Here is a 19,998-nt window from a genome sequence, read left to right as displayed (position 1 = left end):
GCGGGTCGGCGATCATGCCGCTACCTTGCCGACCGATCTAGAGACGCCCGATGCTCGACGCCTTCACGGCCCTGACTCGCGGGACGCGGCTGGTCTACACCCGCGGCCTGCGGCGCTATGTCTTCGCGCCGATACTGGTCAACCTGCTGGTCTACTCCACCATGCTCGGCTACGTCGTGACGAATTTCGGCGGTTGGCTGGATGCCTGGATGGCCATGGTGCCCGGCTGGCTAGGTTGGCTCGAATGGCTGATCTGGCCGCTGTTCGTGATCAGCCTGCTGTTGATCGTCTTCTTCACTTTCACCCTGGTGACTCACCTCATCGCCGCCCCCTTCTACGGCTTTCTGGCAGCCAAGGTGGAGATCGTCGCCACCGGGCGGCCGCCCCTCGACGATCGTGGCCTGGCCAGAGCCGCCATGGACGCCCTGGGCCGCGAGTTGGTCAAGCTCGCCTACATCCTACCGCGGGCGCTGCTGCTGTTCGTCATCAGTTGGATCCCCGGCCTCAACCTGGTGGCACCGCTGCTGTGGGCGCTGTTCTCCGCCTGGGTGATGGCCATCACCTACCTCGACTACCCCATGGACAACAACCAGGTGAGTTTCGCCGACATGCGCCGCCGCCTTGCGCGTCGCTGGTGGCCGACGCTCACCTATGGCGGCTGGGTGACCTTGATCACCTGGGCGCCGCTGGCCAATCTCTTTCTGTTGCCCGGTGCCGTGGCGGCGGCCGTGCTGATGTGGGAGCGCCACTACGCCTGCGACATCGCGACGCCGTGAAGGTGGCCGGCGGCTGCTATGATGCCTTGGGCGTACCTCTCGGGTACGCCCAAGGCACGACGACACTAGATGAGGAGAGCCCATGCGTTCCATCCTGCCCCTGCTGCTGACCAGCGTGTTGCTGGCGGCCGTGCCCGCCCAGGCCCACGAAAGCCGTCTGGACGACGTACGCATTGCCCATCCGTTCGCCACTCCGGCGCCGCCCAGCGTGCCTCATGGCGCGGCTTACCTGGATATCGGCGTGGAGGGTGATTCATCGGCGGTGCTGGTGGGGGCGAGTTCGCCGGCCAGCGAGAGCGTCGAGATTCACGACATGTCCATGGACGATGGCGTGATGCGCATGCGCCGTGTCCCGCAACTCGAGATCGAGCCCGGCACCACGCAACGCATGCGGCCCGGCGGCGGCTACCATCTGATGCTGATGAACCTCGTGGCCCCGCTCAGCGAAGGCGACCGCTTTCCGCTGACGCTGGAGTTCGCCGAGCGCGGCGAGGTGCAGGTGGAAGTGCGAGTGGAAAGCGCCCAGGAGGGCAGCGAGGCCGCCGACGGGCATCATTAGCACTGAGCGCTATCAGTGCTGCCGGCTGGAGTGGCAAGTGGAGTGACCGCAGCGCCACCTGCGGTCACGGCTCGTTCTTCCAATGACATGATCCAGAGTCGCCTGCGTGTATATTGATTTAAGTCATTGAAAGTGTTCGAGCGTATCTGACGATTTGATCGTCATCATATTTGAGTGTCATTTTCATTCAGTCTAATGTCCTAGTGTTACTTAGTGAGGTAGACTTAGCCGCCCAGGCTAGGATTGCCACGTCTCATCGCTAGGTCTACTGTCATGAAACCCTCGACCCACGATCCGCGCAAGCTGATCGAACCCGCACTCGTCTTTCCGCTCTTCGTCGTCATTCCGGGCTTTTCCCTGGTGTATCTGAAGCGCTGGAAGGCTGCCTCCACCTTCTTGTTCACCTGCACCATCATCGTCGGCGCGATTTTCTGGCTGTCGCTGGAAGATCGAATGTTGATAGCTGCCACTGTCATCGTCGCTCTCCACGGCGTGGTCAATGCTGCTCTCCTCGTCATTCAGGGAGAGAAGACATGAATGCTTATTCCGAATATCCCGATGCGACTACTGACGAAATCGACCTGCGTGATATCGCCATTGCCCTCGTGGAGGGTTGGCGCTGGATCGCTGGGGCAGTCGTGGCGGGGGTGGCACTGGCCCTGATCCATCTGTTCATGACGACGCCGACTTACAGTAGCGAACTGAAAATCTCCCCTTTCCCCGATGGACTCAGGGAAATCAACGCCATCGAGGGCTACAGCTATTCCGAGGAGAGGGCCTTCGATGAGTTCGTACAGCGGGTTTCCTCCTACCAGCATTTTCAGCGGTTCATCGAAGGCTTCGACAGGCCGGCATCAGAGTGGGGCCTCCCCGCGGATGGTGAGCCCGGTGACGCAGATTTCGACGCTGCGCTGCGACGTTTTTTCGATGCTCGTTTCTCCGTTGGCCGGCTCGACGAGGGCAGTGCCGTACTGCAGCTCTCCTACCCTCGCGGCGTGCAAGGCCACGAATTGCTGAACGCCTATGTCTCCTGGGCGAACTCCGATTTCGCGAGCGTTCTCGCCAACCGTGCGCAGCGGGCCCTCGATTCGGCGATCTCACGCAATGAAGCCAGAATGGAAGCGCATTTGACGGCGTATGAGGGCGAAGTGAGCGCTCGCATTGCCAGGTTGTCCGAGGATGACGAGATTCGCCTGGAAAATCTTCGCGACCGGCTGGAGGCCGAGAAGCGGGCAGTGGTCGCGGCGCGTGAAGAGCGAATCAGGCTTCTGACCCAAGCCGAGCACATTGCCGAGCAGTTGGGCATCGAGAGGCCCACCACACCGCGCGACCTCGGCCGGCAGAGCGGCGAGCGCGATATCGTCTATGCCGAAATCAATTCTCAGGAGGGCCTGCCCCTTTATTTCATGGGAACGCGTGCCTTGCAGGCCGAACGTCGGGTGATCGAGGAAAACCTGGATCAGGAAGCCAAGACATCAGCGATTCGCGAGATCGAAAAGGAGATCGCCCAGCTGGAGACCAATCACGAGATTCAGGCCATGCTGGCCAGGAAGAGTCATTCGCCCTTCATCGATGCGTACAACGCCCTCAAGCAAGACAATGCCCTGCTGCGTGCCAACGTGATTCGTCTGGAAGACATTCGGGTGGCGGATGTCACGCAGTGGGCCTACGCACCTGAAGCTCCAGACTCGCCCAGGACGCAACTGGTGGTCGTCTTGGCACTGGTGCTGGGCGGCATGGTTGGCATCTTGCTGGTGTTCATTGCCAATTTCGTCAAGAGTCTTCGCGCCTACCGGCGGCAGCGGATACTGACGTAGCGGGCGGCTTAGCCTTGGCGGCTTCGTCGCGCAACCGCGACGACGGAAAATGGCAGCGAAAGCGCGCCCCCTGGCCGGGGTGGGAATCGATTTCCAGATGGGCGTCGTGGCGCAGCAGCACGTGCTTGACGATGGCCAGCCCCAGGCCGGTGCCGCCGGTGGCGGTGCTGCGTCCCTTGTCGACGCGGTAGAAGCGCTCGGTGAGGCGGGGAATGTGCACCGGGTCGATGCCTTCGCCGTCGTCTTCCACGGCGACGCAGGCGCCGTCACCGCAGGGCATCCAGCGCAGCACGATATGGCAGCCGTCGCCGGCATAGCGCACGGCATTGAAGGCCAGGTTGGAAATGGCGCTGCGGACCTCGGATTCGCTGCCGATCAGGCGCCGCGACTCGTCGATCACCACTTCCACCGTTTGACGCTCGCCGGCCAGCGCCTGGACGTCGCGACGGACGCTCTCCAGCACGGCGGCGACATCCAGCGGGCCATGGTCGTGCCCGCCACGATCGATCTCCAGCCGCGATAGCAGCAGCAGGTCATCGACCAGGTTCTGCATGCGTGTGGTCTGGCTCTGCATCTGCGAGACTCCCTTGGCCAGTCGCGCTGGTAGGGTATCGGCGAGGTCGCCGAAGGTCTCGAGGTAGCCGGCAAGCACGGTCAGGGGCGTTCTCAGCTCGTGGGAGACATTGGCCACGAAGTCGCGGCGCATCTCCTCCAGGCGATGCAGGCGAGTGATGTCGCGGGCCATCAGCAGGCGCTCGTCGTCGCCGTAGAGGGTGAGCTGGAACTGCAGTACCTGGCGTTCGTCGATGGGCGAGGGCAGGGTCAGCGGTTCGCGGTAGTCGCGGGCATTGAAGTAAGCGACGAAGCGCGGGTCGCGGATCAGGTTGGTGATGTGCTGACCGCGATCGTGAGCGGGCTGCAGCCCCAGCATGCGCTCGGCGGCGCTATTCCACCATTCCAGGTCGCCGTGGGAGTCGAGCATGACCACGCTGTCGCGCATGGCTTCGGAGGATTCCTGGATGCGACGCAGGGTGGTCCGCAGCCGCTGCTGGGTGTGGCGCTGCCCCTTCTGGTAGCGATAGAGCCGGTCGAAGAGTTCGCCCCACAGGCCGTTGGCAGCCGGCGGTTCGGCCTGTGGGTTGCGAGTCAGCCAGCGGTGCAGGGCGCGCAGCTGGCGCAGATGATAGGCCAGGCACACGGCCAGCCCGATGGCCAACCCCAGGGCGGGCGATGAGAGGGGCCAACCGAGCAGTGCGCCGACCCCGCCCAGCCACGTCAGGCGCCACAGTTCTCGGCTCCAGGGGCGTCTCACGTCAACCCTTGGCGGAGAACCGGTATCCGGTGCCGCGTACGGTCTGGACGAGGTGCTGGTGGTGCTCGCCGAGCGCCTTGCGCAGACGACGGATGTGCACGTCCACGGTACGTTCCTCCACATAGACGTTACCGCCCCACACTTGGTCGAGTAGCTGGCCGCGGGTATAGGCGCGCTCCTGATGCGTCATGAAGAATTGCAACAGGCGATACTCGGTGGGGCCGATCTCCAGGGGCTTGCCATTGGCGCTGACCCGGTGGCTGACCGGGTCGAGCAACAGGCCGTCGATCTCGACCGGGTCTTCCACGCCCCGCGGTGTGGCGCGGCGCAGTACGGCCTTTAGCCGGGCTACCAGCTCGCGCGGTGAGAACGGCTTGGTGATGTAGTCGTCGGCACCTGCCTCGAGCCCCTGGATCTTGTTGTCTTCCTCGCTCTTGGCAGTGAGCATGATGATCGGCAGCTCGGCGGTGGTTTCCTCGCGCTTGAGGCGCCTGGCCAGCTCGATGCCGCTGGTACCGGGCATCATCCAGTCGAGCAGTAGCAGGTCCGGCTGGTGATCGACCACCATGGCGTGGGCATCCTGGGCGTTGTCGGCTTCCAGCACGCGGTAGTCGGCCATCTCCAGCGCCACGGCGATCATCTCGCGAATCGATGCCTCGTCATCGACGATCAGAACGGTCTTGGCAGTCATCCCGGGCCCTCGCGGTCAGTGGCGGCTCGCTGACGATCTCATCACGTCATGATGACAGTAAGATGACAGTCGCGCCATGCAGCCTCAGCCTGCGGTCGGCCACAGGGCGAGTGCGATGCCGGCGAACACCAGCAATCCCGACCAGTGATTGTTGAGGAATGCCTGGAAGCAGCGATTCCGCTCGCGGTGGCGAATCAGCGCCTGCTGGTGAACGAAGGTGGCCGCCATGGCGGCGAGCCCCAGCCAGAAGAAGGCGCCGAGTGCCAGGCGCGCCCCGGCCCAGGCCAGCAGGACCAGCGTTAGACCCTGCAGCAGAGCGATCATCAGCCGGTCGGCGTGGCCGAAGAGCACGGCGGTGGACTTGATGCCGATGCGCAGGTCGTCGTCGCGGTCGACCATGGCGTATTCGGTGTCGTAGGCCACCGTCCAGGTCACGTTGGCCGCGAACAGCAGCCAGGCCTCGAATGGCACCTCGCCCAGCACGGCACCGAAGGCCATGGGAATCGCCCAGGAGAACGCGGCGCCCAGGAACAGCTGCGGCAGATGGGTGTAGCGCTTCATGAACGGGTAGATGAAGGCCAGCACGACGCCGACCAGCGAGAGCATCACGGTGAAGAGATTGGTGAACCACACCAGCACGAATGCCGCCAGCACCAGGGCGGCGAACACCACCTGGGCCTCACCCTCGGTGATGCGGCCGGTGGCCAGGGGACGGTCCTTAGTGCGCTTGACGTGGCCGTCGAAGTGGCGATCGGCGTAGTCGTTGACCACGCAGCCGGCAGCGCGCATCAGGTAGACGCCGGCAATGAAGATCAGCAGCACGCGCCGCTCGGGAATACCGGCAGCGGCCACCCACAGTGCCCACAGGGTGGGCCACATGAGCAGCCAGGTACCGATGGGCCGATCCAGGCGCGTCAGGTGCAGGAAGTCGGGAAGTCGCGAAAGCCCCGTGGGGCGCAGCAGCGTGCGGTCCATCTCAGCCTCGTGAGCGGGTATGGCGGGGGTGAGAGACAGCGTCCGGGCGACTCGGGGCGCGGCACGCTGTCGGATCTTGGCCCAGCCTAGCGTGGCGGCAGCGCCAGGTCATCCGCCATGGTATCCAGAAAGAACTCCTGGACCAGCACCGCGAAGCGGCCATGACGAAACACCGAGCGTCGCCCCCAGGGACCGGGCGCGTCGTGAAAGGGGGCGGCAACGGGGGTGACCTCGATGGGACTGCGCTCGAGGTCCGGTTGTCGAAACAGCCAGCTGCCCAACGAGCGCTCGCCGAGCTGGCCCAGCCGGTAACCCCGTAGCCGAGTGAGCGGGGCCGCCGACCGAGCGACGACCCAGGGGCGCCCCTCCAGGCACAACGCCACCTCGCGCAGCCAGGCGTAGCGGTCAGCCGGCAGCCCCAGCGCTTGGGCCTCGTCGGGGTGCGGCCGGTCCAGGCGCTGGCTGAGTAGGCGAACGCGAAAGCGTCGCCCCTCGCCGGCGGCGATCAGCCGGGCGGTGAGCGAGTCCCGCGAGGCCACCCAGCGCCACCAGGCCGGGGACATGGCCGGTCGAGCGGCGCACAGAGGACGCCAGGGAAGGGCGTTGGCAGCGGGGCAAGCAGGGGTGTTTCGCACCGTACGGCTGCGGATCACCGGGTCTCTCCACGTCATGCGAGGGGCGGATAGTGTACCATGCGTCGCATTACCGATTCCCGATGCGCGCTGACGTTTGGCATCGGGTTGCGCGAGCGAGAGAGGCGCTCATGACCGTTCCTTTGACCATCGTTGGTTCCGGCATGGCCGGCTTGGGCCTGGTGCGCCAGCTGCGTGCCCTGAAGGATGATCGGCCGATCACCGTCATCACCGCCGACAGCGGTGACGGTTATTCCAAGCCGCTGCTGTCGACCGGCTTTGCCAAGGGCCTGCCGCCTGAGCGGCTAGCCATGCAGTCGGCTCTGGAGGTTGCCGAGCAGTTGAAGGTGGTGATGCGCTGTCATACGCGGGTGGAGGCGATCGACCTGCAGTCGCGCACCCTGCGCATTGGTGCCGAGCGTCTGCCCTGGGGCGAACTGGTGCTCGCCACCGGAGCCAGCCCGGCCATGCCGTTTCGCGTGCCTCCGGCGCTTGGCGACCGAGTGTTCCAGATCAACGACCTCGACGACTACCGTGCCTTCCATGGCGTTCTCGAAGCGCTGGGCCGCCCAGCGCGGGTCGCGATCGTCGGTTTCGGTCTGGTGGGCTGCGAGTTCGCCAACGACTTGACGGCGGGTGGACATCGGGTGGCGCTGGTGGCGCCCGAGGAGGCACCGCTGCCGCGGCTGCTGCCGGCACCGCTGGGCCGGGCGCTGGGCGATGCTTTCTCCGAGGCGGGCATGAGCCTGTACTCAGGACGCAGCGTGGCCGGCTTCTTCCGGCAGGGCGCGGACGTGGGCGTCGCGCTCGATGACGGCAACCAGCTCGATGCCGATCTGGTGCTGGTCGCCACCGGGCTTCGGCCGCGCACGGCACTGGCCGAGGCAGCAGGGTTGCCGACCGGTCCCGCGGGCATCCACGTCGATCGGACGCTCACGGCCGTACCCGGCGTCCATGCTCTGGGCGACGTGGCCTGCGTGGATGGCGTCAATGCCATGTACGTTCAGCCGCTGCAGGCGTGTGCCAAGGCGCTGGCGCAGACGCTGGCCGGCACGCCGACCGACGTCGTCTTCGGTGCCTGGCCGGTGTTGGTCAAGACACCGCTGCTGCCGGTAGTGGCACTGCCGCCTGCCGAGCCGCCGGCACGTTGGCGGCTCGAAGGCGAGGGGCAGGATTGGGTGGCGCTGGCCGAAGATCAGGACGAACGTTTGATCGGATTTGCGTTGACAGGACGCTGCGTGCGGCGGAAAGTTGAGCTGGCGCGGGCCGCACCGGCGTTGCTAGGCTAGGTTCGGTATCGCTGCCACGGCCAGGCGGCGGTGGCGGCAAATCCGTCGGTATCATTCGCCATTCGATAACAAGGTCGCCGGTGATGCTCATCGCCGGGCAACATAGCCAACATTCAGGAGGGCTTTATGCGTAAACCAGAACTCGCCGCGGCGATTGCCGAGCGTGCCGATCTGTCCAAGGACAAAGCGAGCCAGGTGCTCAATGTCATTCTCGACGAGATCACTGGCAGCGTGGCTCAGGGGCAGGACGTGTCGCTGATCGGTTTCGGCACCTTCACCGTGCGCGAGCGCGCTGCTCGCACTGGCAAGAATCCCCAGACCGGCCAGCCGTTGGCCATTCCGGCCAGCAAGACGGTGGCTTTCAAGCCCGGCAAGGGCCTCAAGGATGCCGTCGGCAAGGGTTGACGTGCTCCGTGGCGCGGTCTGTATCACGGCAGGCCGCGGCGCTTCCCTCTCCGTTCGAAGCGGACTCGAGATGAAGCTTCAATTGACGCTGTGGTTGCTGGGCTGGATGCTAAAGCGCGCCCTCAAGCGCAAGCCGCATTTCCGCGACAGTCTGAGCGAGATGCGCGGCCTCGACTGGGGCATCGCCACCGAGGATCTTGCCATTGCTCGCCACTACCGCATGTCGCCGCGCGGCATCGAAACTGGTCGCGGTCTACCGGTGGATCTCGACCTGGAACTGCGTTTCGCCGATGCGGCCACGGCGCTCGAGATCCTGCGCAAGCCTACCCAGCAGGCTTTCCTCGACGGCATGATGGCGGGCCGGGTACGCCTGGTCGGCGACTCCAGCGATCTGCAAAAGCTGCAGAAGCTTCTGAAAGCGCTTTAAGAGCGCCGTTGGCGAGATACGAGCCACGAGCTTCGAGTTGCGGGTTTCGAGGGGCGAGTTAGGCTATTGCCCGCAGCCCGCAGCCCGCAGCCCGCAGCCCGCAGCCCGCAGCCCGCAGCCCGCAGCCCGCAGCCCGCAGCCCATCGTCACACTTGCCCATAACGCCCGGCCTCTGCGCCCAGCCAGCGGCGGATCAGCGGCTGGCTGGCCTCGGGGCGGCTGGCGAGCAAGGCGTCGGCCAGCGGGGCGACTCGCTCCAGGAGATCGGCATCGCGCTCCAGGTCGGCGATCTTCATCTGTGCCAGGCCCGTCTGCCGAGTGCCCAGCACTTCTCCGGGGCCACGCAGCTCCAGGTCCTTTTCGGCGATGCGAAAACCGTCGGTGGTTTCGCGCATTACCGCCAGGCGCTCCTTGGAGTGGGCCGACAGTGGTGGATGATAGAGCAGCACGCAGTAGCTCTCGGTGCTGCCGCGCCCCACCCTGCCGCGTAACTGGTGGAGCTGGGATAGCCCCAGTCGTTCGGGGTTTTCGATGATCATCAGACTGGCATTGGGTACGTCGACGCCTACTTCGATCACCGTTGTGGCCACCAGCAGATCCAGCTCGCCGGCCTTGAAGGCGTCCATCACCGCCGCCTTTTCGGCAGCCTTCATGCGCCCGTGGACCAGGCCGATGGCAAGTTCGGGCAGTGCCTCGGTGAGTTCGTCACGGGTCGCCTCGGCGGCCTGGCACTCCAGTACCTCCGATTCCTCGATCAAGGTGCATACCCAGTAGGCCTGGCGACCTTCGGCACAAGCGTGGCGGATGCGCGCCACCACCTCGGGGCGGCGTTCGTCGGGGACCACCACCGTTTTCACCGGGGTGCGACCGGGCGGCAGCTCATCGATCACCGAGACGTCGAGATCGGCATAGGCGCTCATCGCCAGTGTGCGTGGAATCGGCGTGGCGGTCATCACCAACTGGTGGGGTGTCAGGCCCCCGGCCTCGCCTTTCTCGCGCAACGCCAGGCGCTGGTGTACGCCGAAGCGGTGCTGTTCATCGACGATGGCCAGGCCCAGACGCTGGAAATGCACGTCTGCCTGGAAGATGGCGTGGGTACCCACCACCAGCCGCACGCGGCCATCGCGGATGGCTGCCTTGGTGTCGAGGCGTGCCTTGCCCTTGAGCTTCCCGGAGAGCCAGGCCACCTCGATGCCCAGCGGGGCGAACCACGCCTGGAAAGTGCGGTAGTGCTGTTCGGCGAGAATCTCGGTGGGCGCCATCATCGCTGCCTGGCAGTCGCCGGCGATGGCGGCGAGCGCGGCCATGGCGGCGACCACCGTCTTGCCCGATCCCACGTCACCCTGTAACAGGCGCAGCATGGGAACTTCCTGGGCCAGATCGGCGGCGATCTCGTCGAGCACGCGGCGTTGGGCGCCGGTCAACGAGAAGGGAAGCTGGGTGAGAAAGCGTGCCTGCAGGCCACGCCCGCTGGGCAGCACCGGTGCGCCATCTTGCTGAATCTTCAGGCGTACTTCGCGCAGGCTGAGGTGGTGGGCGAGCAGTTCTTCCAGCGCCAGGCGGCGACTCGCCGGGTGGCGCCCGCTGGCCAGAATGTCGCGGTCGATGTCCGGTGGCGGGCGGTGCAGTACCTGCAGGCAGTGGTGCAGCTCGGGTAGATCGAAGCGCTGGCGCAAGGGGGCGGGAAGCCAGTCCGGCAGTGCGTCCGGAGCGTCGTCGAGCTGGGTTAGCGCCTGTTCGACCAGGGCTCGCAGGCGACTCTGGTGGAGCCCCTCGGTGGTTGGGTAGATCGGTGTCAGATGGTCTTCCACCGGAGCAGCACCTTCGCCGAGCAGCCGGTATTCGGGATGGTAGATCTCGAGCCCCGTGGCGCCGGCCCGAGCCTCGCCGAAGGCGCGCACGCGGGCACCGGGGCGAAACTGCTGCTGCTGGGCCGGCGAGAAGTGGAAGAAGCGCAGACTGAGGATGCCCGAGCCGTCGCGCAGGCGCACCAGCAGGCTGCGCCGACGTCCCCGCACGACCTCGCTCGCTGCCACCTCGCCCTCCACCACGGCTTCCATGCCGGCCTTCAGGGTGGCGATGGGGGTAATGCGAGTACGGTCCTGGTAGCGCAGCGGCAGGTGAAAGAGCAGGTCGGCCACGCTGGATACGCCCAGTCTGGCGAGTTTCACGGTGAGCGCTTCGCCGACCCCTTTGAGGTCGGCGACGGGGGCGTCTAGGGTGCTCATGCCGTCTCGGGAAGCGCCTCGTGGCAGCGCAGGATGGCACCGGTGACGGCATCGATGGCCTTGGGTCGCGGAAAGCTGGCGCGCCAAGCGATGGCCACGGTACGTGACGGTGCCGGCTCGCGGAAGGGACGACTGGTGAGCAGCCCGCTCTCGTAGTGGCCGGTGCCGATGGCCGAGTGTGGCAGCACGGTGATGCCGAGCCGGGAAGCCACCATGTGGCGAATCGTTTCCAGCGAGCCGCCCTCGGCGGTAAGAGTATTGTTGGGGCTGGCCAGCTTGTGGCTGATGGCCGGACACGCCTCGAGGATCTGGTCGCGGAAGCAGTGACCTTCCCCAAGCAGCAGCAGTCGCTCATCGAGCAGGTCTTCCTTGTCGATGAACTCGCGTTCTGCCCAAGGATGGTCGGCCGGTATCAGCACTTCGAAGGCTTCTTCATAGAGCGGCTTGGTGACCACGTCGGTTTCGGTGAAGGGCAGGGCGACGATGATGGCATCGAGTTCGCCGCTGCGCAGCTTGCGCCGCAGGTTGCCAGTGAATCCCTCTTCGATGTAGAGCGGCATCTGCGGCGCGCTCTGGGACAGCGCCGGTACCAGTTGGGGGAAGAGGTAGGGGCCGATGGTGTAGATGGCGCCGATGCGCAGCGGACTGGCCAGCTGGTCGCGCCCCGCCGAGGCGAGCTCCTTGATCACGCTGCTCTGTTCCAGCACGCGCTGGGCCTGTTCGACGATCTTCTCTCCCATGGGGGTGACCTGGACGGTGGACTTGGAGCGCTCGAAAAGGGCGACGCCGAGCTCTTCCTCGAGCTTCTTGACGGCCACCGACAGGGTCGGCTGCGATACGAAGCAGCGTTCGGCGGCGCGTCCGAAGTGGCGCTCCTGGGCCAGTGTCACGATGTAACGAAGTTCTGTTAGAGTCATGATGGTGCCCGCGGGCATCCTCTCGGACGATGGATGAGTGGCTTTCCGATAGGGACTTTTTATCAGGGGGCGAGAGAAAGGTGAAGAAGACAACGCTGATTCTAGGCTGTGGCGATATCGGCCAGGCACTGGGCCGCGAGTTGATCGACGCGGGACATCGGGTGATCGGGGCGCGACGCCATGCCGCGGCACTGGAAGGTAGCGGCATCGAGCCGCTGGCGTTGGATCTCGGCGATCCGGCGGCGCTCGATGCCTTGCCGCAGGCCGACTACGTGGTCTACGTACTGAGCGCCGACCGCTTCGAAGAGGCCGCTTACCGGGCCGCCTATCCCGACGGTCTCAAGGCGGTGCTGCGGACCTACGAACGCCACGAGCGTCCCCCGCAGCGGCTGCTGTTCGTCTCCTCCACCAGCGTCTACGGCCAGAAAGAGGGCGAGCGGGTCGATGAGGAGAGTCCGGCCGAATCCGCGGGTTTCTCCGGGGTGTTGATGCGCGAAGCCGAGCAGGCGTTGCACGATAGCCCCCTCCCCGGGACCGTGGTGCGCTTTTCGGGCATCTACGGCCCGGGGCGCGATCGGCTGATTCACCAGGTGCTGGAGGGGCGCATCGCCCCCACGGCCCCCCCCATGTACTCCAACCGCATTCATCGCGACGACTGCGCCGGGGTGCTGGCCCATCTGATTGGGCTCAGCGAGGCCGGCCAGCCGGTGGAGCCGCTGTACCTGGCCAGTGACTGCGAGCCGGCGCCGCTCTATGAGGTGATGCGCTGGATGGCCACGCAGCTCAAGGTCGAACCCACCGAGGTGATCCAGGCGCCGCTGCGCAAGCGTGCCAGCAAGCGCTGCGACAATGCGCGCCTGCGCGAATCCGGCTACGAGTTTCGTTACCCCGACTACCGCGCGGGCTATACCCAGGTGATGAGAACGGGCGGCTTTCTGACGCAGCCGGTGTGAATCGGTTTGTGCGCCAGCGTTTGGTCTGCCATGTGCAGTCGAGCCGAATGCTGGCGCTATGCATTGGATGCTGGCGTTGATTGTGCCAGGGTCCGGTAGCAAGCCCCGCGGTGGTCGGTCAGCGACTGCATCAGCGCGATACGGTCGTAGGTCCAGCGCGATGCCGGCGGAGGGGGAAGCGTTTGGCTGTCGGGTTGCGTTGCCTGGCGTACGAGGGTGACATGAGGCACGAAGTGCCCGCTGCGCCCGGTGACTCCCCGAGCCTCGAGGCTTTCCCACAGTTGCTGGTGCAGCGCCGTGAGCATCGGGTCGGGCTGCTGCCCACCCACCCAGACGATGCCCGGGCGCGGGAAATGCCCCCAGGCATCGAGGCGCCATTCGCCGGGGGTGATGGTGAGACCGCGCAGCCAGTCGGCCAGCACCCTGGACTTGGCCTCCTCTACTTCGCCGAGAAATGCCAGCGTAAGGTGTAGGTTGGCAGTCGGCACCCGCCGCCCGCCGCAATGGGCATGGGCGATATCCGCCAGCTCGTCGAGGCGCAGACGCAGCTCGGGCGGCGGATTCAGCGCCAGGAAGAGCCGCATGCTCGGCTCAATCCCCTATCACCATGATGGCTTCCGCTTCCACTTGAGCGCCTTTCGGCAGCGCCTTCACGCCCACCGCGGCGCGCGCCGGGAAGGGGGCGTCGAAGAACGATTCCATGACCTCGTTGACGATGGCGAAGTTGTCCAGGTCCACCAGGTAGAGGTTGAGCTTGACGATGTCCTGCAGCGAGCCGGCGGCTTCTTCGCAGACCGCCTGGAGGTTGGTGAAGACCTGACGCGCCTGGGCTTCGAAGTCGTCGGAGACCAGCGACATGGTGGCCGGGTCGAGGGGGATCTGACCGGAGAGATAGACGGTGTTGCCGGCCTTGATGGCCTGGGAGTAGGGGCCGATGGCGGCGGGAGCATTGTCGGTGTTGATGACGGCTTTGTTGCTCATGGGAGCCTCCTTGTTGGTTGGGTATGCGAGCCGTAACGAAAGGCTGTCGCTGCGCAGCAGCGCAGGACGACGGGGAAACGGGATCAGTTGCCGACGCGGGTGATCTTGCCGACGTGGGCGAGGTTGCGCAGGCGCTTGATGATGCGTGCCAGGTGGACGCGGTCGCGAACCGCCAGGGTCAGGTTGACGATGGAGAGTCGCGCGTCGCGCTCCTCGATGCCGATGCGCTCGATGTTGGCGTCGGCATCGGTGACCAGGCTGGCCAGTTCGGCGACCAGGCCCCGGCGACTCTCGATCTCGATGCGGAGGGCTACGGCGAAGTCTTCGTGGTGCTCGTCGGACCATTCCAGAGCGAACAGTTTGTCGGGCTCGCTCCTGAGTTCGTCGAGATTGCGGCATTCGGCGCGGTGCACCACGATGCCCTTGCCCACCGAGAGGTGGCCGACCACGGGGTCGCCGGGCAGCGGATGGCAGCAGCGGGCGAATTTGATCACCATGCCTTCGGCGCCGCTGATCACGATGGGACCCTGGGGGCGTATCGGGGCTTGGTCGCCGAGGGTGTCGTCGCCCCGGCGAATGTCGATCAAGCGACCTGCCACGGCGTGGGCGACGCGATTTCCCAGCCCGATGGATTCCAGCAGGGCCTCTTCGTTCTTCACGCCGAGCTCGGCGAGCAGGGTCGGCAACGCCTCGTCCGGCAGCTCCTCGAGGCTCGTCTCGTAGGGCCCGAGCGCCTTGTTGAGCAGCCGGCGGCCGAGCTGCACCGCTTCGGTATGCTGTTGATGCTTGAGGGCGTGGCGGATCGCCGAGCGCGCCTTGGCGGTGATCACGAAGTTGAGCCAGGCCAGGTTGGGCTTGGCCCCGGGCGCGGTGATGATCTCCAGTGTCTGGCCGCTCTCCAGGCGGGTGGAGAGCGGGGCCAGGTGACGGTCGATGCGACAGGCGATGCAGCCGTTGCCGATGTCGGTATGCACTGCGTAAGCGAAGTCGATCACCGTGGCGCCCTGAGGCAGCTCCATGATGTCGCCGCGCGGGGTGAAGACGTAGATGTCGTCGGGGAAGAGGTCGTTCTTGACGTGCTCGATGAACTCCAGCGAATCCCCGGCGTGGCGCTGCATTTCGAGCAGGCCCTTGACCCACTCGCGGGCGCGGGCGTGGCTGCCCTCGGCGATGGGGTGATCCGTCTGGCCGGCCTTGTAGAGCCAGTGGGCGGCGATGCCGTTGTTGGCCATGGCCTCCATCTCGCGGGTGCGGATCTGCACCTCGATGGGCATCCCGCCGCGGCCGAACAGGGTGGTGTGTAGGCTCTGGTAGCCGTTGGCTTTGGGGATCGCTATGTAGTCCTTGAAGCGCCCGGGCACCGGCTTGTAGAGGTTGTGCACCACGCCGAGGATGCGGTAGCAGCTGTCGACGTCGTCGGTGAGAATGCGAAAGCCGAACACGTCCATGATCTCGGCGAACGACTTGCGCTGGTCGCGCATCTTCTTGTAGATCGACAGCAGATGCTTCTGGCGGCCCACTACGGTGCCCGATAGCCCCTCGTCGTCGAGGCTCTTCTGCAGGGCGTTCTGCACCTGGCGGATCGCCGAGCGGCGGTGGCCCCGGGCACTGGAGACGGCGCGCTTGATGCGCTCGGCGCGCATCGGATATAGCGCCTGAAAGGAGAGGTCCTCGAGTTCCACGCGGATGGTGTTGATGCCCAGGCGGCTGGCGATGCGGGCGTAGATCTCCAGGGTCTCGCGGGCGATGCGGCGCTTCTTCTCCGGACGCAGTGCGCCCAGGGTACGCATGTTGTGCAGGCGGTCGGCGAGCTTGACGATGATCACGCGGATGTCGCGCGACATCGCCAACACCATCTTCTGGAAGTTCTCGGCCTGGGCGACCGCCTTGTCCTCGAAGGTGATCTGGGTGAGCTTGGAGACGCCGTCGACGAGTTCCGCCACGGGCTTGCCGAACTGCTCGCCCAGTGCCTCCTTGGAGACGCCGGTGTCTTCGATGACGTCGTGCAGCATGGCCGCCATCAGACTCTGATGGTCCATGTGCATGTTGGCCAGAATATTGGCAACGGCCAGCGGATGGGTCACATAGGGTTCGCCGGAGCGCCGTTGCTGGCCGTCATGAGCCTGTTCGGCATAGTAGAAGGCGCGCTTGACCTGCTGGATTTCGTCAGCGGGCAGATAGCCGCCGAGTCGGTCGGCCAGGTCGTCGATGGTGAACATGGGCGCGCCTTGAACTGGGGGTTACTCCTCGATGGCGATGCCCGGCTCGCTTTCGGGACGAACTCTGACCGGTGCTTCGATGGGCTCATCGAGCACGCTGGCGTCGACCAGCCCTTCGGCGATTTCGCGCAGGGCCATGACGGTGGGCTTGTCGTTCTCCCAGGGCAGCAGGGCATCGCGGGAGCCGCGGGCGAGCTGGCGAGCGCGCTGGGTGGAAATCATCACCAGCTGAAAGCGGTTATCGACGTTTTCCAGACAATCTTCGACGGTGACTCGCGCCATTTGGACCTTCCTGAACTGTGAAGCGCCGGCCATGGCCGGGCGGGAGTGACAACAACGGGACAGAATAGATTACTCGACCGCTGGCGGCTGTGACAAGAGCGCTTCGAGCAGCGGGCCGTGGCGTTCGCGAATGCGGGCGACCCCGAGCCGCCGGCTGATCACCAGCGACTGCAGCTCACGCAGTGCCGTGGTGAAATCGTCGTTGATCACCAGATAGTCGTATTCGCCATAGTGCGACATTTCGCTCACGGCGTCGCGCATGCGCCGGGCGATGGTGGCATGCTCATCGGTGCCGCGACTGGCCAGGCGACGCTCCAGTTCCTCGCGTGAAGGGGGCAGGATGAACACCGAGACGGCCTCGGGCATCTGCGAGCGCACCTGGCGGGCACCTTGCCAGTCGATCTCCAGTATCACGTCCTGGCCGGCCTCGAGCATCGCTTTGACGGCGGGGCGGGCGGTGCCGTAGTAATTGTCGAACACCCGGGCGTGCTCGAAGAACTCGCCGCGCGCGATCATGGTCTCGAAGGTTTGCGTGTCGACGAAATGGTAGTTCACCCCGTCCACCTCGCCGCGGCGCCGCGGACGAGTGGTGTGCGATACCGAGACCTGAATGCCGTCGAGACTTTCGATCAGCTCGCGCACCAGGGTGGTCTTGCCGGCGCCGGAGGGGGCGGAAACGATGAACAGCGTACCTTGAGACATGGCGAAATATCTCTGGTTGGGCGGCGGATGACGGCTCGAGGCCAGTGGACGGGCTCGTCTCCTGGCTCGTGGGGCCGCATAGTATACATGGCTCGAGCCTACTCGATATTCTGGATCTTAAGATCGAATAACTGGAAAAAAATAATGAAAATCATGTTGTTGCGTAATTTCGGGAGGTGAATTTATAAGGGGGTGCTCCCCATTGTACTCCCCGCTTGGCAGAGGCTGTTCACGTCCATCAGATCGCGTATGGCGGAGATGAGAGCAACCACCAGCATCTTACCGGAGAGGCAGGCCAGAGGCGATGGCTGCTGTGTAGCTGCGGTGCCGGCCTAGCCCTTGGCAGGTTGGCAGCAACGGACCTTGGTCATCCTTCGGGATAGCAGGAAACTGTTGGATAAGCAGGTGCGGCTCTATCTGCATCCAGCCACCCTAGCGGAATATCAGGAGGTGTTCCCGGTTTTTGTCACCATGCACGAGACTCGCTGTTTCGAGGTCGGAGCCAAGGCAATTAGGTGTCGGGTCCCGGGTGATTGACTACCCGATTGGTAAATAGCGCTGGCCGTTTGGCCTGCCATTCTTTCATCGCTGCAATCGGTGATTGATGGTGCAGCGCCTTCTGGGAGATATGGTGATTGTACAGCCAACAGTACCGCTTCAGCGTCTGTTCCAGATCCTCTCCTGATGCATAGTGCCGAGTGGCCAGCACATCGCTGATGCGACCGTTGAAGCGTTCCACCATGCCGTTCGTCTGCGGCTTGCCCGGCTTGATCAGGCGGTGTTCGATACCATGGACTTGGCACTCCTGATCGAAGGGGTGGTGACCGCTGGGCTTGCGCTCGCCCGCCCGCGTGAAGCGATCGGTGAACGACTTTCCGTTGTCGGTCAGCACCGTCTGGATCATGAAAGGCGCTTTGTCCTCCACCTGCTGCATGAACGCCTGCGCGTCCCTGGCGGACTGGCTGCGCCTAACCTCCAGATAGACCCAGCGCGTGGCACGATCAATGGCGACGTACAGGTAGCGTTTCTGCTGCTCGTCGGGCATTTGGGGCAGGTGCTTGATGTCGATGTGCACGAAGCCCGGCTCGTAGTCCTTGAAGGGTTTGTGCCGGGGCTTTCCATCATCGCCAGCGTCCTGCCGAGCCAGTTCCGCCAGTGTCGGCACCTCGCGCCGCTGGAGCATGCGATGCAGGCCGGAGCGTGACAAGCGGGGGTTCAGGAACTCACGCGCCACGACGAGGAGATCATCCAGGCCGAGGCGAAGGAATTCACGAGCCGCAATCAACACCTCCTCCTGCTCGGGAGTCAGCGTGGCCAGGAGGTTGTGGCGAGTGTGGGGTCGATCATGGACATCGCCTCGGTAGCGCCAACGGCGGATGGTCGAGTCGGACACGCCATACTGCCGGGCCAGTTCACTATCACTGACACTGGCGGGCGCTGCCTGGATCTCGGCACGAATCTTCGGTGTCGTCGTCGCTTGCTTATGCAGCTTGATGTCCATGAACCTGCTCCCGGATGAAGTGCTGTAGAAGCTCTCTGGCTGCCAGCAGAGGATAACTCCTATAGCTCATTTGATCATCCGGGACTCTACATCTACCCTATTTCTTGGATAGCTATTCCATCTTGGGAAATTTTGAGGCCAATTTCCCATTCGATTTTATGACTGATCAGGGGGTGTTTTCGGAAGATCTTCGATGATTGCCAGGCGCTTTTGAGTAATTTTCAGGCCAAGCAGACAGCGTCTTAACATTAGAGCTTCAGAATATCTTTGATTTTTATCTCGGTAGCGATATCCAGGGGAAAGGTTCTTTTTTTCCAGGCGGGGATTTTGCGAAGAGCTCTATTAATAGCTTCTGTTTCTGTTGACAATCTTGACTGCATGTAGTCTTTAGTGCCGAAATGTTTGTGGGTTAATGTGTGGTTTTCCCTGAGTGCATCTACCTCACACTGGATCAATCTCTCCACGTATTTGTTAAGAAGGTAAAGGAGAGAATTCGTTGTCATTTCGACTTCATTGAGCCTTGTTTTTTGAGCGCCTCTTGAGTTTTCTAAGTATTGGTGTAGATTTTTTTTCTCTTCCTCTAACTTTTTTTGATACTCTTTTTGTCTTGATAGCTCGTCATCAATTAGGTCTTCAAGCGTTTCACCTAGGGTCTTTCCTTTTTTTCCGGAAAGGGCTCGAAGCTTGCTTTTCTTTTCGTTGCTTATCACTAAGCTGAACTCTATCTTTCCCTTCCTTTTTTCGCGTATTTTCTTTTGTCTCCATGCGGCTTTCATGGAGTTTTTCGCAAGCTTGTAGTGCGGGTTTTCTTGGAAATTTTTATCTATATCCAAAAGGTATTCATAGTTGCTTTTCGAGCGCCAGTAGGGGTTTATTCCTTTTCTTTCTAGATAGCTCACTGCCCAGGCGTGCTGTTCTTCGTCATAGGCTATTAACCAATTTCTCAAGCTAGGCATGTCTTCTATTTCCACTTCAGGTTGATCTAGGCTTCTGCCCCTATGCGTCAACGTAGTTGTCACCTAAACGGATTGAGAGGTGATCAACATGCGTTACCCCGCAGAGCGTAAGGAAGCCATCCTCAAGAAGATGGCGCCGCCGATGAGCATAACCATCCCGGAACTGGCCGAGCAGGAAGGCATCACCGCGACAACCCTCTACAATTGGCGGAAACAGGCCAGAGCACGAGGACAGGTTTTGCCATCACGTTCGAACGAGCCCGACCAGTGGACCAGCCAGGAGAAATTCCAGATCGTCCTGGAGACGGCCCCGATGAACGAGGCCGAACTCAGCGCCTATTGCCGCGAGCGTGGGCTCTACCCCGAGCAGGTGGAG

22 protein-coding genes are annotated in these 19,998 nt (G+C 63.7%); 9 read left to right on the top strand and 13 right to left on the bottom strand.

Going from position 1 to position 19,998, the window contains the following annotated elements:
* Positions 1–50 precede the first annotated feature (50 nt).
* The 4 genes from cysZ (at position 51) to BLP96_RS02145 (ending at position 3,152) form a co-directional block, all read left to right on the top strand.
* Positions 51–776 carry a sulfate transporter CysZ gene (cysZ, locus tag BLP96_RS02160; protein WP_089682639.1) on the top strand — a complete coding sequence of 242 codons (726 nt, stop codon included), beginning with the start codon at positions 51–53 and terminating at the stop codon, positions 774–776.
* Between the two features lie 82 nt (positions 777–858).
* Positions 859–1,335, top strand: coding sequence for a copper chaperone PCu(A)C (locus BLP96_RS02155; RefSeq protein ID WP_089682636.1), 477 nt, complete (start codon positions 859–861; stop codon positions 1,333–1,335).
* Positions 1,336–1,608: 273 nt separating this feature from the next.
* Entirely contained in the window at positions 1,609–1,872 is a 264-nt protein-coding gene (locus tag BLP96_RS02150) for a hypothetical protein (protein ID WP_089682634.1), read from the top strand.
* Positions 1,869–3,152 carry a Wzz/FepE/Etk N-terminal domain-containing protein gene (locus tag BLP96_RS02145; RefSeq protein ID WP_089682632.1) on the top strand — a complete coding sequence of 428 codons (1,284 nt, stop codon included), beginning with the start codon at positions 1,869–1,871 and terminating at the stop codon, positions 3,150–3,152. Before BLP96_RS02150 ends, BLP96_RS02145 begins: the two co-directional genes overlap by 4 nt.
* On the opposite strand, the gene phoR is transcribed toward BLP96_RS02145, so the two are convergent.
* The 4 genes from phoR to BLP96_RS02125 all read right to left on the bottom strand — a co-directional run bounded on the left by phoR (position 3,109) and on the right by BLP96_RS02125 (position 6,783).
* Positions 3,109–4,464 carry a phosphate regulon sensor histidine kinase PhoR gene (gene phoR, locus BLP96_RS02140; RefSeq protein ID WP_089682630.1) on the bottom strand — a complete coding sequence of 452 codons (1,356 nt, stop codon included), beginning with the start codon at positions 4,462–4,464 and terminating at the stop codon, positions 3,109–3,111. The genes BLP96_RS02145 and phoR overlap by 44 nt on opposite strands.
* Before the next feature lies 1 nt (position 4,465).
* Positions 4,466–5,155: a phosphate regulon transcriptional regulator PhoB gene (gene phoB, locus BLP96_RS02135; protein ID WP_089682628.1), complete on the bottom strand. Its 690-nt coding sequence runs from the start codon at positions 5,153–5,155 to the stop codon at positions 4,466–4,468.
* An 84-nt stretch (positions 5,156–5,239) separates the two neighbouring features.
* Positions 5,240–6,130, bottom strand: a complete 891-nt coding sequence (gene ubiA / locus BLP96_RS02130; protein ID WP_089682626.1) for a 4-hydroxybenzoate octaprenyltransferase — start codon at positions 6,128–6,130, stop codon at positions 5,240–5,242.
* Between the two features lie 86 nt (positions 6,131–6,216).
* On the bottom strand, positions 6,217–6,783 hold the full coding sequence (locus BLP96_RS02125) for a chorismate--pyruvate lyase family protein (protein ID WP_245682132.1): 567 nt from the start codon (positions 6,781–6,783) through the stop codon (positions 6,217–6,219).
* A gap of 110 nt (positions 6,784–6,893) precedes the next feature.
* Here BLP96_RS02125 and BLP96_RS02120 point away from each other — a divergent pair, with 110 nt between their 5' ends.
* The 3 genes from BLP96_RS02120 (at position 6,894) to BLP96_RS02110 (ending at position 8,883) form a co-directional block, all read left to right on the top strand.
* The gene (locus tag BLP96_RS02120; protein WP_089682622.1) at positions 6,894–8,051 is read left to right on the top strand and encodes an FAD-dependent oxidoreductase; all 1,158 of its coding nucleotides are present in this window, start codon (positions 6,894–6,896) and stop codon (positions 8,049–8,051) included.
* Positions 8,052–8,177: 126 nt separating this feature from the next.
* Positions 8,178–8,456 (top strand): HU family DNA-binding protein, encoded by a 279-nt coding sequence (locus BLP96_RS02115; RefSeq protein ID WP_089682620.1) that lies wholly within the window; start codon positions 8,178–8,180, stop codon positions 8,454–8,456.
* Positions 8,457–8,526: 70 nt separating this feature from the next.
* Positions 8,527–8,883, top strand: coding sequence for a hypothetical protein (locus tag BLP96_RS02110; RefSeq protein WP_089682618.1), 357 nt, complete (start codon positions 8,527–8,529; stop codon positions 8,881–8,883).
* Between the two features lie 146 nt (positions 8,884–9,029).
* Here BLP96_RS02110 and recG read toward each other — a convergent pair whose 3' ends face one another.
* Positions 9,030–11,111, bottom strand: a complete 2,082-nt coding sequence (recG, locus tag BLP96_RS02100; protein ID WP_089682616.1) for an ATP-dependent DNA helicase RecG — start codon at positions 11,109–11,111, stop codon at positions 9,030–9,032.
* Complete coding sequence (locus tag BLP96_RS02095; RefSeq protein ID WP_089683340.1) at positions 11,108–12,028, bottom strand: hydrogen peroxide-inducible genes activator; 921 nt, start codon at positions 12,026–12,028, stop codon at positions 11,108–11,110. Before BLP96_RS02095 ends, recG begins: the two co-directional genes overlap by 4 nt.
* An 80-nt stretch (positions 12,029–12,108) precedes the next feature.
* Here BLP96_RS02095 and BLP96_RS02090 point away from each other — a divergent pair, with 80 nt between their 5' ends.
* Positions 12,109–12,981, top strand: a complete 873-nt coding sequence (locus tag BLP96_RS02090) for an NAD-dependent epimerase/dehydratase family protein (RefSeq protein WP_089682614.1) — start codon at positions 12,109–12,111, stop codon at positions 12,979–12,981.
* Between the two features lie 56 nt (positions 12,982–13,037).
* Here the strand turns inward: BLP96_RS02090 and thpR are convergent, their stop codons facing one another.
* The 7 genes from thpR to BLP96_RS19770 all read right to left on the bottom strand — a co-directional run bounded on the left by thpR (position 13,038) and on the right by BLP96_RS19770 (position 19,622).
* Positions 13,038–13,565, bottom strand: coding sequence for an RNA 2',3'-cyclic phosphodiesterase (thpR, locus tag BLP96_RS02085; protein ID WP_089682612.1), 528 nt, complete (start codon positions 13,563–13,565; stop codon positions 13,038–13,040).
* 7 nt (positions 13,566–13,572) lie between these two features.
* Positions 13,573–13,962 carry a RidA family protein gene (locus BLP96_RS02080; protein ID WP_089682610.1) on the bottom strand — a complete coding sequence of 130 codons (390 nt, stop codon included), beginning with the start codon at positions 13,960–13,962 and terminating at the stop codon, positions 13,573–13,575.
* A gap of 83 nt (positions 13,963–14,045) precedes the next feature.
* Positions 14,046–16,181, bottom strand: coding sequence for a RelA/SpoT family protein (locus BLP96_RS02075; protein WP_089682609.1), 2,136 nt, complete (start codon positions 16,179–16,181; stop codon positions 14,046–14,048).
* Positions 16,182–16,202: 21 nt separating this feature from the next.
* Positions 16,203–16,463 carry a DNA-directed RNA polymerase subunit omega gene (gene rpoZ, locus BLP96_RS02070; RefSeq protein ID WP_089682607.1) on the bottom strand — a complete coding sequence of 87 codons (261 nt, stop codon included), beginning with the start codon at positions 16,461–16,463 and terminating at the stop codon, positions 16,203–16,205.
* Positions 16,464–16,532: 69 nt separating this feature from the next.
* Complete coding sequence (gene gmk / locus BLP96_RS02065) at positions 16,533–17,165, bottom strand: guanylate kinase (RefSeq protein WP_089682605.1); 633 nt, start codon at positions 17,163–17,165, stop codon at positions 16,533–16,535.
* A 511-nt stretch (positions 17,166–17,676) separates the two neighbouring features.
* On the bottom strand, positions 17,677–18,666 hold the full coding sequence (locus tag BLP96_RS02060) for an IS481 family transposase (RefSeq protein ID WP_089682603.1): 990 nt from the start codon (positions 18,664–18,666) through the stop codon (positions 17,677–17,679).
* 248 nt (positions 18,667–18,914) lie between these two features.
* Positions 18,915–19,622 carry a hypothetical protein gene (locus tag BLP96_RS19770; RefSeq protein ID WP_143005059.1) on the bottom strand — a complete coding sequence of 236 codons (708 nt, stop codon included), beginning with the start codon at positions 19,620–19,622 and terminating at the stop codon, positions 18,915–18,917.
* Positions 19,623–19,710: 88 nt separating this feature from the next.
* Between BLP96_RS19770 and BLP96_RS19765 the strand changes: the two genes are divergently transcribed.
* A partial coding sequence (locus BLP96_RS19765) for a transposase (protein WP_143005058.1) occupies positions 19,711–19,998 on the top strand: 288 nt, incomplete at its 3' end.

This window comes from Billgrantia gudaonensis, assembly GCF_900100195.1.
Taxonomy (GTDB): domain Bacteria; phylum Pseudomonadota; class Gammaproteobacteria; order Pseudomonadales; family Halomonadaceae; genus Halomonas; species Halomonas gudaonensis.
This window is presented reverse-complemented; position numbering and strand designations above follow the sequence as displayed.